At 40.5% G+C, this 13,437-nt stretch carries 13 protein-coding genes and 4 tRNA genes; 13 read left to right on the top strand and 4 right to left on the bottom strand.

Annotated features, from left to right (window positions below; all coding sequences use genetic code 11):
• Positions 1-78: 78 nt before the first annotated feature.
• Positions 79-1,716 (bottom strand): S41 family peptidase, encoded by a 1,638-nt coding sequence (locus BC751_RS21700; protein WP_130277438.1) that lies wholly within the window; start codon positions 1,714-1,716, stop codon positions 79-81.
• Between the two features lie 152 nt (positions 1,717-1,868).
• Here BC751_RS21700 and BC751_RS21695 point away from each other — a divergent pair, with 152 nt between their 5' ends.
• The 8 genes from BC751_RS21695 to BC751_RS21660 all read left to right on the top strand — a co-directional run bounded on the left by BC751_RS21695 (position 1,869) and on the right by BC751_RS21660 (position 9,625).
• Positions 1,869-2,630, top strand: a complete 762-nt coding sequence (locus tag BC751_RS21695) for a hemerythrin domain-containing protein (protein WP_130277437.1) — start codon at positions 1,869-1,871, stop codon at positions 2,628-2,630.
• Complete coding sequence (gene ruvX, locus BC751_RS21690; RefSeq protein ID WP_130277436.1) at positions 2,630-3,043, top strand: Holliday junction resolvase RuvX; 414 nt, start codon at positions 2,630-2,632, stop codon at positions 3,041-3,043. The genes BC751_RS21695 and ruvX overlap by 1 nt, the downstream gene beginning before the upstream one ends.
• The gene (def, locus tag BC751_RS21685) at positions 3,040-3,594 is read left to right on the top strand and encodes a peptide deformylase (protein ID WP_130277435.1); all 555 of its coding nucleotides are present in this window, start codon (positions 3,040-3,042) and stop codon (positions 3,592-3,594) included. The genes ruvX and def overlap by 4 nt, the downstream gene beginning before the upstream one ends.
• A 57-nt stretch (positions 3,595-3,651) precedes the next feature.
• Positions 3,652-4,449 (top strand): amidohydrolase, encoded by a 798-nt coding sequence (locus BC751_RS21680; RefSeq protein WP_130277434.1) that lies wholly within the window; start codon positions 3,652-3,654, stop codon positions 4,447-4,449.
• 198 nt (positions 4,450-4,647) lie between these two features.
• The gene (locus BC751_RS21675; protein WP_130277433.1) at positions 4,648-6,882 is read left to right on the top strand and encodes an NADP-dependent isocitrate dehydrogenase; all 2,235 of its coding nucleotides are present in this window, start codon (positions 4,648-4,650) and stop codon (positions 6,880-6,882) included.
• A gap of 271 nt (positions 6,883-7,153) precedes the next feature.
• Positions 7,154-8,161, top strand: coding sequence for a type I glyceraldehyde-3-phosphate dehydrogenase (gene gap, locus BC751_RS21670; RefSeq protein ID WP_130277432.1), 1,008 nt, complete (start codon positions 7,154-7,156; stop codon positions 8,159-8,161).
• A 120-nt stretch (positions 8,162-8,281) separates the two neighbouring features.
• Positions 8,282-8,947 (top strand): hypothetical protein, encoded by a 666-nt coding sequence (locus BC751_RS21665; RefSeq protein WP_130277431.1) that lies wholly within the window; start codon positions 8,282-8,284, stop codon positions 8,945-8,947.
• A 51-nt stretch (positions 8,948-8,998) separates the two neighbouring features.
• A complete protein-coding gene (locus tag BC751_RS21660; protein WP_130277430.1) occupies positions 8,999-9,625 on the top strand; it encodes an LON peptidase substrate-binding domain-containing protein in 627 nt (208 codons plus the stop codon).
• On the opposite strand, the gene BC751_RS21655 is transcribed toward BC751_RS21660, so the two are convergent.
• Positions 9,626-10,243: an SH3 domain-containing protein gene (locus tag BC751_RS21655; RefSeq protein ID WP_341272853.1), complete on the bottom strand. Its 618-nt coding sequence runs from the start codon at positions 10,241-10,243 to the stop codon at positions 9,626-9,628. It abuts the gene before it with no gap.
• Between the two features lie 184 nt (positions 10,244-10,427).
• Here BC751_RS21655 and BC751_RS21650 point away from each other — a divergent pair.
• The 5 genes from BC751_RS21650 (at position 10,428) to BC751_RS21630 (ending at position 11,862) form a co-directional block, all read left to right on the top strand.
• Positions 10,428-10,500: transfer RNA gene (locus BC751_RS21650), tRNA-Lys, on the top strand.
• A gap of 131 nt (positions 10,501-10,631) precedes the next feature.
• Positions 10,632-10,706, top strand: a tRNA-Pro gene (locus BC751_RS21645).
• 10 nt (positions 10,707-10,716) lie between these two features.
• Positions 10,717-10,790 (top strand) — tRNA-Arg (locus BC751_RS21640).
• A 90-nt stretch (positions 10,791-10,880) separates the two neighbouring features.
• Positions 10,881-10,953, top strand: a tRNA-Lys gene (locus BC751_RS21635).
• Positions 10,954-11,208: 255 nt separating this feature from the next.
• The gene (locus BC751_RS21630; protein WP_130277428.1) at positions 11,209-11,862 is read left to right on the top strand and encodes an MCP four helix bundle domain-containing protein; all 654 of its coding nucleotides are present in this window, start codon (positions 11,209-11,211) and stop codon (positions 11,860-11,862) included.
• Between the two features lie 30 nt (positions 11,863-11,892).
• On the opposite strand, the gene BC751_RS21625 is transcribed toward BC751_RS21630, so the two are convergent.
• Both BC751_RS21625 and BC751_RS21620 read right to left on the bottom strand, forming a co-directional pair.
• The gene (locus BC751_RS21625) at positions 11,893-12,792 is read right to left on the bottom strand and encodes a sugar phosphate isomerase/epimerase family protein (RefSeq protein WP_130277427.1); all 900 of its coding nucleotides are present in this window, start codon (positions 12,790-12,792) and stop codon (positions 11,893-11,895) included.
• Positions 12,793-12,851: 59 nt separating this feature from the next.
• A complete protein-coding gene (locus BC751_RS21620) occupies positions 12,852-13,421 on the bottom strand; it encodes a gluconate 2-dehydrogenase subunit 3 family protein (protein WP_130277426.1) in 570 nt (189 codons plus the stop codon).
• Positions 13,422-13,437 lie beyond the last annotated feature (16 nt).

Genomic DNA, 13,437 nt, shown 5'->3' with positions numbered 1-13,437 from the left:
ACGGCATTATATCATTAATAAAAAAAGGGAGCCTTTCAAGGACTCCCTTTTTGTTTGAACGAATGAATGAAACGTTAATTATTCCTTTGATTTAGGCGCGAAGGCCAATTTTTCTGCCTCTCCAAATAGGTTCAAAGCCTGAAGGTAAATTTCATTGATATCATTGATTACCTTATAGAAGGCATTGTCATCGTAGATGTTTCTGCCCATGTGGGCTTTGAGCAGGATCTTTAAGTAATCTTTGGATTTCCTGAAGTCTTTCTCATCGAATTTTACTTTATTTTTCTCTCCAACCTTGATAAGCGCTTGAAGCATATCGTCTGTAATCCGGAAGTTTTTATAGTAGGATTCAAAGCTCATACCTTCAAACTGCTTCTTGTTTTTGTCGAGGTAATCGAGGATAAATTCTCTAGCGGAGTCCGAATTGAAGAGTCTGTTGACATAGGCACTGCTCATGGTGGTGTCCAAGGGTACAAAGAAATCAGGAATGATACCACCGCCTCCATATACAGTTCTTCCGGACAATGTTTCAAACCTCAGGCTATCATTGAATTTGATGCTGTCAGCGCTGAAGAATTCCCCATGTTCAAATCTATAAGTCCAGTCCGAAGAGTAGTCCTGATCTTCTCCATAAGGTTTCTGAATGGATCGGCCTGAGGGGGTATAATACCTCGCAATGGTCAATCTCAATTCCGCACCATCTGATAGATCTATCGGCATTTGGACCAATCCTTTTCCAAAAGATCTTCTTCCTACAATAAGTCCACGGTCATTGTCCTGAATGGCGCCGGCAACGATTTCTGAAGCAGAGGCACTTCCCTCATTGATCAGTACGATTATGGAACCATCTTCAAAAAGCCCCGGTTTGACCGCATAAGCTTTTTGGTTATAGCGGTTCACTTTACCTTTTTGGGATACGATCAGGGCATTTTCGGAAAGTATTTCATCCGCTATATTGATAGCTGCACCCATGTAGCCCCCTGGATTGCCCTGTAGGTCAAGGATCAGTTTTTTCATGCCCTGATCTTTCAGTTCCCTTACGGCTTTCTTGAATTCTTCATGGGTAGTAGCTGCAAATCTTGTTACTTTTATGTAGCCAATTTCCTGATTGACCATATATGAAGCATTGATAGAGTATTGCGGGATTTTATCTCTGGTGATTTCATAAGGAATCAGGTCTTTCTGGTTTTTCCTTTTGATCTCAATAATTACCTTTGAGCCTCTTGGTCCCCTCAATAAATCAAAAACATCACGGTTGGTAATGCCTGTCCCCGCCACTGTTTTTCCATCAACTTTGATGATTTGGTCGCCGGACTGTATCCCCAATTTCTCAGAAGGACCGCCTGTAAGTGGGGCCACTACATAGATCGTATCACGGATGATTCCAAATTCTACTCCGATACCATCAAACTCACCGTCCAGTTGTGACTTGGCCAAGGTGGCATCTTTGGCCGGAATGTAGGAAGAGTGTGGATCCAGTTTTTCCAACATTCTCTGAATGCCATATTCAACCAATTCATTGGTGTTGACACTGTCCACATAATCCCTGTTGATATATGTAATAATTTCCTGAAGCTTGTAAATGGCAGCCTTCAGGTCATTTCTATCTGTTTTCGGTTCTGCAAATGTCGCACCTATCCAAATACCGGCCGAGATAGCCAAAGCCAGAAGAAGGGGTAATCTGATTTGCTGTTTGGTGTTTTTGATTTCGCTCACGTTATCCTCCGATTAAATTGTTTGCTTGGTGAAATTTCATCACAATATACTTAAAACAGTATTCTCGATCATTTCGTTTTTATAAACGAAATAAAATCGATTTTGATAGGCCTTTTAACTTTATTTATGTAAAATGGCTTAATTTTGCCGCTATGGACAGTTTCAGAAATATAGAAAAAAATCCGATCAAAGACATAGTATCTGAAAATTATGTCTTTGCGGCAGTCCTTCATTATTTCGGAATCAGTTTTTTTCAATATGAGCAAAACTCCCTTCAGGAAGTTTGTGACAGATTCAAAATCAAACCCCAGCAATTGATCAATGAACTTGAGGCCTGGGCGCAAAGGAAAGAGCCCGAAAAGGACGAGCTTTTTCTGCATCCCATAGAAGTTTTGGTAGCCTATTTAAAAAGGAAGCATTATTATTTTGTCAGGCAAGAACTGCCGTTTTTGTCCAATATGGTGTCGGGGATTCAGGTAGAAGACCTTGCTTACAATGCGGTGCTATCAGATCTGCGGATTATGTTTCCCTTATTTGTGGAAGATTTTATCCATCACATTCACGAAGAAGAAAACAGGCTGTTTCAAAGAATTAAACTCTTGCAGGAGTTAGAGAATGATGAATTCCCTTTAGAGGAATCGATTAAAATACTGGAGAAAAGTCCGGTGGCTGCTCTGTCTGAGGCCCATGAAGCGCATGATGATGAAATGGAGGGGATCAGAAAACTCACACAGAATTATTTTTTGCCGGAGGACGCTCCTATCAGTATGAAGGTGCTGTACCATGAGCTACAGAATTTTGAAAGGGAACTGATCATACATGCCCAGATAGAAGATGAACTTTTATTTCCAAAGGCTGTTCAGTTGGAAAAGGAAGTCCTAAGAAAAATCAAAAAGAAAATCAGGAATAATTAATGGGTAGGATTTTAGCCATAGATCTGGGAACCAAAAGGACTGGAATTGCCGTTACAGATGCGTTGAAGATTGTGGCCAATCCCCTGGAAACGGTGGAAACCTCAAAACTGATTACGTTTCTTCAAAACTACTTTCAAAAAGAAGAGGTAGAAACTATCGTTTTGGGCTATCCCAAAAACCTGGATGGAAATCCCAATGAAATGACCCCGAGGGTGATCAGTCTGAAAGACCGGCTTTCAAAGATCTTCCCCGACAAGAAACTGGTGATGATTGATGAAAGATTCACTTCCAAAATGGCCATGCAAAGTATGATTGCCATGGGCAGTAAAAAAAAGGACAGAAAAGAAAAAACAGGAAATCTGGATAAGGTGAGTGCCGCAATTATCCTACAATCTTACTTGGAACAATTATGATTTATCCCATTGTTGCTTATGGCAACCCTATATTGAAGCGTGAGGCTGAAGAAATTACCGAAGGAGAAAACCTCCATGATCTTATCCAGGATATGTTCAGTACCATGGACCATGCCAATGGCGTGGGTTTGGCTGCTCCCCAGATCAACAAAGGTATCCGTTTGTTTGTGATTGATTCCACGCTGATGTTGGATGAAAATGACGAAGAGAAAGGAATCAGGAGGGCATTTATCAATCCCATTATTTTGGACGAATATGGTGATCATTATGGTTTTGAAGAGGGTTGTCTCAGCATCCCTGAGGTAAGGGCTGAAATAATCAGACCTGAGAAACTTACCATTGAGTATTTTGACGAGAACTGGAACCTTAAAGAAGAAGAGTTTTCCGGAATGACCGCCAGGGTAATCCAACATGAATACGATCATTTGGAAGGTATTCTATTTGTTGATTACCTTAAAGGTTTGAAAAAAAGATTGGTACAGAGCAAACTCATAGATGTAAGTAAAGGAAAGGTGCCGACAGACTATCGGATGATCTATCCTTTGAGATAAAAAATGCTGACCAACAAGATATCTTGTTGGTTTTTTCTTATTCCATTCCTGAAAGAAATGCTAAATTCTGATCTTACCGTCGCACTTGTTCAAACTGATTTGTATTGGAAAGACAGGACCGCCAATCTGGCGATGCTGGAAGAAAAAATTATGAACCTGGATCAAAAGGTAGATCTGGTCATTTTGCCGGAGATGTTTTCCACAGGTTTTACGATGGATGCTGCTGAAGTGGCAGAACCCATGAATTTTACTACAACAAAGTGGATGCGCCAGATGGCTGCCCAAACCCAGGCTGTGATTACAGGGAGCTTGGTAATCAAGGAAGAAGGAAAGTTCTATAATAGATTGTTGTGGGTGTCACCAGATGGCACTGTCAATAAATACGATAAGAGGCATCTTTTCAGGATGGCTGATGAAGACGCCCATTACTCCATGGGAACCCAAAGAGAAGTTTTTCCCTTAAAGGGATGGAAAATATTTCCCCAGATTTGTTATGATTTGAGATTCCCGGTTTGGAGTAGGAATACAGTTGAGGATGATGAACTGGAATACGACCTGATTTTCTATGTAGCAAGTTGGCCCAGCCCGAGAATTGGTGTTTGGGATATTTTGCTTCAAGCGAGGGCTGTTGAGAATTTAAGCTATGCCATAGGCGTCAATAGAATTGGAAAAGATGGCAATGCCATTCCCTATTCTGGCCATTCTGCAGTCTATAACTTTAAAGGTGAAACATTGGTCTATTCAGACGATGAAGAAAATGTCCTATTTGCTACCCTTGACCACAAAGCATTAATTGAATACAGGGAAAAATTCCCTGCTTGGAAAGATGCTGATGCTTTTAAGTTGAAAGGATGACCAATGTCCTTAAAGTTTATCCAAAATGCCATATTTTCCCTTGATGTAATCAAACTTTGAAACTCGCATAAATTATTTAATTTAGCCCGCAATTTTGAAATAGCTCTCTTCTTTTGAATCAGATTTTATCCCTGATTTTCCAAAATTTCTTATGAGCTACTTCTTCCAAATAAATTCATCTATTCACAATAAGTAAAAATGACCAGTAAAACAGCCAAGATTATTTATACCCTTACGGATGAGGCTCCGGCATTGGCGACCTATTCTTTTTTGCCAATAGTCAAAGCCTTTACCGGTTCGGCGGGTATAGTCGTAGAAACCAGGGATATATCCTTGTCGGGAAGGATCATTTCCCAGTTTTCAGAATATTTAAAGCCTGACCAAAGAATTAACGATGACCTGTCGGAGTTAGGGGAGATAGCCAAAAGCCCTGAAGCAAATATTGTGAAGCTTCCCAATATTTCTGCTTCTATCCCACAGTTGAAAGCTGCCATCAAAGAGCTTCAGGAAAAAGGTTATGCTTTACCCAATTATCCGGATGAGCCAAAAACTGAGGAGGAGAAATCCATCAAGGCACGCTATGATAAAGTTAAAGGCAGTGCGGTGAATCCTGTTTTGAGAGAGGGTAACTCCGACAGAAGAGCGCCATTAGCGGTGAAACAATACGCTAAAAATAACCCGCATAGTATGGGCAAGTGGAGTGCAGACGCCAAGTCCCATGTGGCCAGTATGAATCAGGGGGATTTTTACGGCAGTGAAAAATCCCTTACCATAGAAAAACCTTCCTCAGTAAGGATAGAACTCCATGGGAAAGATGGATCCATTACTGTACTTAAGGAAAAACTGTCCCTTCAGGAAGGTGAGGTCATTGATGCTGCGGTAATGAGCGTGGACGAACTCAGGAAATTTTTGAAAGAACAAAAGGAAGACGCCAAAAAAGCCGGTGTCCTTTTCTCTTTACATTTGAAGGCTACGATGATGAAGGTTTCAGATCCTATCATTTTTGGCCATGCAGTTAAAGTATTTTTTGAACCCGTATTTGAAAAACATGGGGATTTGTTCAAACAGATCGGTGTGGATGTCAATAACGGCTTAGGAGACCTTCTTGCAAAAATTGCCAATCTTCCGGAAGGGAAGAGGAAAGAGGTTGAAGCTGATATTGAGGCTTGTCTTGCTGATGGGCCTGAGCTTGCGATGGTGAATTCTGATAAAGGAATTACCAATCTCCATGTACCGAGTGATGTCATCATAGATGCTTCAATGCCTGCCATGATCCGTTCTTCGGGGCAAATGTGGAACAAAGAAGGGAAGCAACAGGATACCAAAGCGGTTATCCCGGATAGATGCTATGCGGGAGTTTATCAGGAAACCATTGATTTCTGTAAGAAAAATGGTGCATTTGATCCTGCCACCATGGGATCTGTACCCAATGTGGGACTGATGGCCCAAAAAGCAGAGGAATATGGCTCTCATGACAAAACATTTGAAATACCTCGGGATGGGACAGTTAAAGTCCTTTCTGAGGATGGTACTGTTTTGATCGAACATGAGGTAAAGCAGGGGGATATCTGGAGAATGTGCCAGACCAAAGACGAACCAATACAGGATTGGGTGAAGTTGGCAGTGAACAGAGCCAGGGCCACAGGAGTGCCGGCAGTTTTTTGGTTGGATAAAAACAGGGCCCATGATGCCGAATTGATCAAAAAGGTTGAGAAATATTTGCCAAATTATGATACACATGGTTTGGAAATCCATATCATGTCTCCTGTTGAGGCGACAAGATTCACTTTGCAAAGAATGAAGGAAGGTAAGGATACTATTTCTGTAACAGGAAATGTATTGAGAGATTACCTGACCGATTTGTTCCCTATCCTTGAGTTGGGTACCAGTGCGAAGATGCTTTCCATTGTGCCTTTGATGAATGGTGGAGGTTTGTTTGAAACAGGAGCCGGAGGATCTGCCCCAAAACATGTTGAACAATTGTTAGAAGAAAATCACCTTAGGTGGGATTCCCTGGGTGAGTTTTTGGCGCTGGCAGTTTCTTTGGAGCATTTAGGTGAAGTGTTTTCAAATGAAAAGGCAAAAGTTTTGGCAGAAACTTTGGATAAGGCAACCGGGAAGTTTTTGGAGGAAGATAAATCTCCTTCAAGAAAGGTGAAGGAATTGGATAACAGAGGAAGTCATTTCTATTTGGCGATGTATTGGGCAGAAGCTTTGGCTTCACAGGATAAAGACTTGGAATTGAAAGAAATTTTTGCCCCTATTGCCAAACAATTAGCTGAGAACGAATCCAAAATAGTGGAAGAGCTGAATGGTGTGCAAGGGGTGAAGGTTGATATTGGTGGCTATTACAAACCGGATCCAATCAAAACATCCGCTGTCATGAGGCCAAGTAAAACTTTCAATGAAATTCTGGATAGCTTAAAAAAATGACAAAAAAAGGCGGCTTCGGCCGCTTTTTTTGTAAAAAAAATTATTTGTCTGAAAATCAGTGGGTTGATTTTTTTCGGGAATTTCGCAATCGATTGTATTTTGGGGTTTGATTAATGGCTTCATTTTCAATCTTTTAAATATTTTTGGTAGGCAGAATTTATTTGGTAATTTTATCACATTATTGAGAAGCATACCGTTTGAAAAAAATGGATTTTATCAGCAACGGTTTTCTTTTTAAAGTCTAACCCATACAACAATAAATAAAATAACTATGAGCAAAATCAAAGTAGGAATCAACGGATTCGGAAGAATCGGTAGACTGGTATTCAGGGCTGCACAATCAAGGCCTGACGTTCAGGTGGTTGCCATCAATGACTTGATTGATGTAGATTATATCGCTTACATGTTGAAGTATGATTCCACCCATGGTAAATTCGACGGAACCGTGGAAATCAAGGATGGTAAATTGGTGGTCAATGGAAATGAAATCAGAGTAACAGCGGAAAAAAGCCCTGCAAACCTTAAATGGGGTGAGGTAGGTGCTGATTACGTTGTGGAATCTACCGGTATTTTCCTTACCAAAGATTCTGCTCAAGGCCATATCGATGCCGGTGCCAAAAAGGTGATCATGTCAGCACCTTCCAAAGATGATACTCCGATGTTTGTAATGGGGGTAAACCATGACAAATATACCTCAGACATGAACTTTGTGTCCAATGCATCCTGTACAACAAACTGTCTTGCACCGATCGCTAAGGTGCTGAATGATAATTGGGGTATTGAGGAAGGTTTGATGACTACGGTTCACGCTGTTACAGCCACACAAAAAACAGTGGATGGTCCTTCCGCTAAAGATTGGAGAGGAGGTAGAGGAGCTTCACAAAATATCATCCCTTCTTCTACAGGTGCAGCAAAAGCAGTAGGTAAAGTTATCCCTGAACTTAACGGAAAGCTGACAGGTATGGCCTTTAGGGTGCCTACCCCTAACGTTTCTGTGGTGGACTTGACAGTAAGGTTGAAAAAGCCGGCTTCCTACAAAGAAATTTGTGCCAAAATGAAGGAGGCTTCTGAGACCCACCTGAAAGGTATCTTGGGCTATACGGAAGATGCCGTAGTATCTACTGACTTCAACGGAGATCCAAGGACTTCCATTTTTGATGCGGATGCAGGGATTCAGCTTAGTGAAACTTTTGTAAAGGTTGTGTCCTGGTATGACAATGAGTGGGGATACTCCAATAAAGTACTCGATTTGTTGACTTACATTGCCAGCAAAGGTTAATAAAATACCAAATCATATATAAAGGAGGGCCAAATGCCCTCCTTTTTTGTTCTCTGTGACATTTTATATTGGATTATAGGATAATTTTTTGTACCATAGTAGTTCAACAGTTTGAATTGCATGCATTTAGTATTGATTTGGATTTTCCTTCTCGGAAGTCCTCAGTTTATCCAGAGCCTAGCTCAATCACCCCCAAATTTTCAAAAAGACGAAAAAGACCTTGACGCAATAGTCAATTTCAAGAACAAAAAAGTCCCCAAAGCTATCCTTGGTCCGGTGAAAGAAGCATTGGAATATTTTCCTGAATTGGAAGAGGTAGATATTACTTTTGAATTCAAAGAGAGGATTAGCGGGGCCGTAATGCAGGCCCAGCCGAAAGTTTTGTCTCTTTTTGTGGATCCTTTGGAGAAAAGAAAATACCGGATCAAAATCACCAGGACCTTGGAGTTTGAAGATAAAGTGATACCGATTGAAAAGATCCCTAATGATGCATTAGTGGGCTGGATTGGTCATGAATTGGGGCATATAATGGATTACTTAAAAAGGTCTACAGGGAATATGATGCGCTTCGGTTTCAAGTACCTGACTTCTAAAGAAAAAGTCGTGGAGGCAGAATACACGGCCGATGGATATGCCATAGTTTGTGGTATGGGGCATCAAATCCTTGCTACAAAAAATTATATCCTCAACCATGATGGATTTGAGGATGACTATAAGGATAAAATAAAAAATCTCTATATGTCACCTGATCAGATTGAGACTTTATTGGAAACCTTGGACCGGTAACAGTGCATGGACAACATGAAAATCAATTTCCCAATACCTAGTTAAATTAAAATGCAGGTTTATCTTCCCTTATTCCCATTGAAATTGGTTGCCTTTCCTGGGGAAAACCTCAACCTGCATATTTTTGAACCCAGATATAGACAACTCATTCATGATATCAAAGATAACGGGGGGGCTTTTGGGATTTGTGTTTACATTGATAAGCTCATGACCTTAGGAACAGAGGTGGAGTTGCTTGAAATTTCAAAGGTCTATGACGATGGAAGGATGGATATTAAAACTGTGGCCAGACGGGTTTTTGAATTGATTTCTTTCGATAACCCCATGCAGGATAAGCTTTACGCAGGTGGTTGGGTAAAAATAAGGGATAATGATCCACGAATACCCCAAAGCCTGTATAATGAATTCCTTTTTTATCTCAAGGAACTATTTAGACTGATGGGGCAAAAGGTTGAATTAAAGCCTCTGGACGTAAATTCATTTTCCTACTCCCACAAAATTGGATTGAAACTGGAAGAGGAATACGAATTGTTGAGTATGGATAAGGAGTCGGAAAGGACAAAATTCTTAATCTCATATCTGATGAAAGTGATTCCGGTATTAAGGGGGATTGAAAAAGCAAAAGAAAAGATCCAGATGAATGGGCATTTTAAATATCTGGATCCTTTGAACTTTTAATTAAAGTCTTGTGATATGTTCCTTTTTGATGTAAGCTCTTTTGTCCATCCAATTTACTTCATACCAAACATCTTTTGTTGAGCGGATGACTACCCTATGTCCAGGATCCACCACACTTATCAATTTGCTGCCTGCTGTGGGCTTTTCCATAACTAAAGCCGGACTTCCTGTTATAATACCAGTTCTGGGACCTGTAAAAAAGTTATTGGCTATAAATACCAGAACAATGAAGAAGGCTGAAGGTAAATAATATTTGGCACGGTTTGCTTTTTTGTTGAAAACCAATAGAAGTATCAGAGAAATTACAAGTAATGTAGCGAAGAGCGCGGTTAACTCAGTCTGGAAGTCGGACAGGAATTTAACCAACCGGTCAACATCGTTTAATTCGTACCCTATCAGGTTGCTTTGTTCGGTAAGTGATTTGATTTTGGTAATTACCCTTGGGTTGGGATTGAGGTCATAATATTTAGCGAGGTAAAAACTGGCTCTTGAAAAATCCCCCATGCCTTCTGCCACAAAAGCCATTTTTAAAAGCATCGCTGGACTGTATGCTTCCTCATTTTCGAGTAGATCTACATAAACACCGTAAGCTTCTTTGTAATTTTGAGCAGCAAACAAAGAATCTGCTAAACTTAGCTTGGCGTTATTCGCTTGACAATTAATACTTTGTAAAAAAGCGAAAAAAAATATTATAAATTTTGTCAGAAAGATTTGCTTTAGGTTTTGCATTTTAAATTCAGTAGCTTAAATTTGCAGTCCAATTACGGCAATGATTTGAGAAAAAACAAATCAAAACCTAAATGATTCCGTAGCTCAGCTGGTAGAGCATAACACTTTTAATGTTAGGGTCCTGGGTTCGAGCCCCAGCGGGATCACATAGTTAAGGATAAACGTCACGGGCAAGAAGTTTATCCCGATAAGGCGAAGTGAAACGAGCCGATATCGGGAAGCCCCAGCGGGATCACAAAGGAAAACAAAAGGTTTTTCAAACGAGATTGAATAAGTTCGGGGTGTAGCGTAGCCCGGTTATCGCGCCACATTTGGGATGTGGAGGTCGCAAGTTCGAATCTTGCCACCCCGACTTTTATCCAGGTCCTGTAGCTCAACTGGATAGAGCAACTGCCTTCTAAGCAGTAGGTTTCAGGTTCGAGTCCTGACAGGATCACTTTCAGAGCATCCCCTAAGGATGCTCTGTTTATTAAATGGACATACTATTTGATCCGAGAGATATTTATAGTAATTGTTCCAATCACATGATTCCGTAGCTCAGCTGGTAGAGCATAACACTTTTAATGTTAGGGTCCTGGGTTCGAGCCCCAGCGGGATCACATAGTTTAGGATGAACGTCAAGGGCGAGAAGTTTATCCCGACAAGGTAAAGTGAAACGAGCCGATATCGGGAAGCCCCAGCGGGATTGCAGCGATTGACCTAATCACATCACAATGGCCTCCTACAATATGGAGGCCTTATTGTTTTAAATATTTTTGGAAAACCTTAGGTTATTTCCCTCCAAAAATCTTAATTAGTTGAGAAATATTTCCTGTTGAGGTGTCCTCCATTCAAATTACTAAAGTGCTTTCATTATGTCCCGTACAAAACTTCAAAACCGGAAGCTTAAAGCTGCTTTGATCTTAACATTTTTAATCCTTCTCATCTTTGGGAAGAATGTTCTCGAAAGAAAAAATTTTAATGAACTGGGGGATAGTTTCATTTCCTTTTATGAAGATAGGCTGGTAGTGGAGAGTTATATTTTTTCTATTTCTGAGAAGCTATTCAGGATAAAGTTATTGGTAAATCATTGTGAATTTGAAAGTGATTATTCTCATGTAATTGACGAAATTATAGCTTATGAAGAGCAAATTTTACAGTTGGTGAGGGATTTTGAAAGCACCAAGCTTACTACCAAAGAAGAGGGGTTTTTAAATGATTTTAAAAACATTATCCAAAATAACCTGCGCATTGCTGAGTATGCTCAACTATATTCCGATGCGACCGGAATAAATAAAGATAATGTGATGGAGTATAATAAATATATTGAGCGGGCTATAAGTGATCTTGAAAAGCTTTCCCAAATTCAATTGGAGGAGGGTAAGATTTTGGCCATGAATTCTGATAGGGTAGTCAACCGTTCTAAAATATGGTCTCAGTTTGAAGTTGCGGCACTTGTCGTCTTATTGGTGATTATTTATCTCTTGATTTATACTTCAAGGACAATCAAAGGAGGAATTGTAGATTAAAAAAACCGGCCTTTTGGCCGGTTTTTTGATTTAAAAAACAAGACTTTTCATATAGGCAGCATTGATTTTTGCCGCTTCCATGGGGTCAGTGCCGTCAAATCTTTCTTGTTCTACGATGTAATATTTCATACCATTGTCCATTCCTGCCCTTAAAATGCTCGGGAAGTCCATGATGCCTTTACCGATCAAAGTGGAACCATTGGGTTCTTCAAAAGGAAGGTCACCTGACTTGTCCTTGACATGGCCCAAAACAAAGCGATTTGGGTATTTTTTGATGTAGGATATGGGGTCTTTGCCTGCTGTATATACCCAATAGGTGTCCATTTCATAATCCACTAGGTCAGGATCTGTATTTTGCATCAAATAATCCTGAGGAATCTGACCATCCAGTTCTTCAAATGTGTACCCGTGATTATGATAAGCAAACCTCAAACCATGCTGTTTACAGATTTCTCCTTGTTTGTTGAATTCATCTGCCAGTCTTTTATAATCGTCCATTGATTTTTGAGGGCCTACCCAGGGGCAGATCAAATACTTCATGCCTATAGCGCCGGCTTTTTCAGCCAGTTCATCCAGATTTTGGAAGGTGTTTGCATGGGATGCGATGAAATCAACTCCCAAGTCATCCATCAGTGACTTGAATTCAGTATGGGACATGCCCCAGAAAATCCCTTTTCCCCCATCAAATCCTTCCAATTGGGTATAACCGAAAGAAGCCATAGCACGGATAGTAGCAACAGGATCTTCCGCCATATTTTCCTTTACAGAATAAAGTTGAATGCCAAAGTCATCCAGGATGCCACTTGTTGCTCCGATTACTGCTTCGGTTCCTGTACTTTCTTCTTTTTTAGTGTTGCAGAATTGGAGCGGTAGAAATGCACCCGCCCCAAGTACTGCACTCATTTGAATAAATTTTCTTCTTTTGTTCATGCTAGGTTGAAATTAAAAGAGACTGCCTACAGACAGTCTCCGTTGTTTAAATCAATTCATTAAATGGCATAAGCCCTTTCTCCAGGGGTATAATCTATACATGCATCGTACCTCCCTGGAGCCTCGAAATACCGGAGCTGTTGGGTAGCACCAATCTCTGAGGTGAAATAACCAAGTACAGTCAGGTCTTGTAGCATTCCCAAAACCGCTGACACTTGGGCAGGGTCTGATTCAATAGTAGTTTTCCCACTTGATTTAAGCTCATTAAGATAAGCGGTACGGTCTTCTACTGTGACATTCATGAAGTCCTTGCCTTTGGCTTTTTCAAAATCCTTGCGTATGAGATTGAGTCCATCCACAAATGTTTTTTGCTGTTCAGCATTATAGGTGTCTTTCACCATCATTACCATAAATGCGCCAATACCAGTTGCTTTTGCTCCGGGGGTATCCGTGGTTGGAATGATGGCTTCACCTATTTCATCCAAAAATGCGATGTCTTTTGGAGAGAAATCAAGTCCAATGATCTGGTCTTCTGGCTTACATCCTGTAAGGATAACATTGGCCCCAACCATTGCCCCTCCCATCATTAGGGCCACACTTTTTAGAGCATCTCTTCTGTTCATTGCCATGATAAATTTCTTTTTA

It is taken from the genome of Cecembia calidifontis (assembly GCF_004216715.1).
In the GTDB taxonomy this organism is placed as follows: Bacteria; Bacteroidota; Bacteroidia; order Cytophagales; family Cyclobacteriaceae; genus Cecembia_A; species Cecembia_A calidifontis.
Note: the sequence above shows the minus strand (reverse complement) of the source record. Positions and strands in the feature narration are given on the sequence as shown.

Excerpts from the sequence above, each read along its gene's own strand:
- BC751_RS21695 (WP_130277437.1), top strand. The coding sequence starts at position 1,869 with ATGGACAGTTTCAGAAATATAGAAAAAAATCCGATCAAAGACATAGTA.
- BC751_RS21630 (WP_130277428.1), top strand. The coding sequence starts at position 11,209 with ATGTCCCGTACAAAACTTCAAAACCGGAAGCTTAAAGCTGCTTTGATC.
- BC751_RS21675 (WP_130277433.1), top strand. The coding sequence starts at position 4,648 with ATGACCAGTAAAACAGCCAAGATTATTTATACCCTTACGGATGAGGCT.
- BC751_RS21620 (WP_130277426.1), bottom strand. The coding sequence starts at position 13,421 with ATGGCAATGAACAGAAGAGATGCTCTAAAAAGTGTGGCCCTAATGATG.
- gap (WP_130277432.1), top strand. The coding sequence starts at position 7,154 with ATGAGCAAAATCAAAGTAGGAATCAACGGATTCGGAAGAATCGGTAGA.
- BC751_RS21680 (WP_130277434.1), top strand. The coding sequence starts at position 3,652 with ATGCTAAATTCTGATCTTACCGTCGCACTTGTTCAAACTGATTTGTAT.
- BC751_RS21625 (WP_130277427.1), bottom strand. The coding sequence starts at position 12,792 with ATGAACAAAAGAAGAAAATTTATTCAAATGAGTGCAGTACTTGGGGCG.
- BC751_RS21660 (WP_130277430.1), top strand. The coding sequence starts at position 8,999 with ATGCAGGTTTATCTTCCCTTATTCCCATTGAAATTGGTTGCCTTTCCT.
- ruvX (WP_130277436.1), top strand. The coding sequence starts at position 2,630 with ATGGGTAGGATTTTAGCCATAGATCTGGGAACCAAAAGGACTGGAATT.
- BC751_RS21665 (WP_130277431.1), top strand. The coding sequence starts at position 8,282 with ATGCATTTAGTATTGATTTGGATTTTCCTTCTCGGAAGTCCTCAGTTT.
- def (WP_130277435.1), top strand. The coding sequence starts at position 3,040 with ATGATTTATCCCATTGTTGCTTATGGCAACCCTATATTGAAGCGTGAG.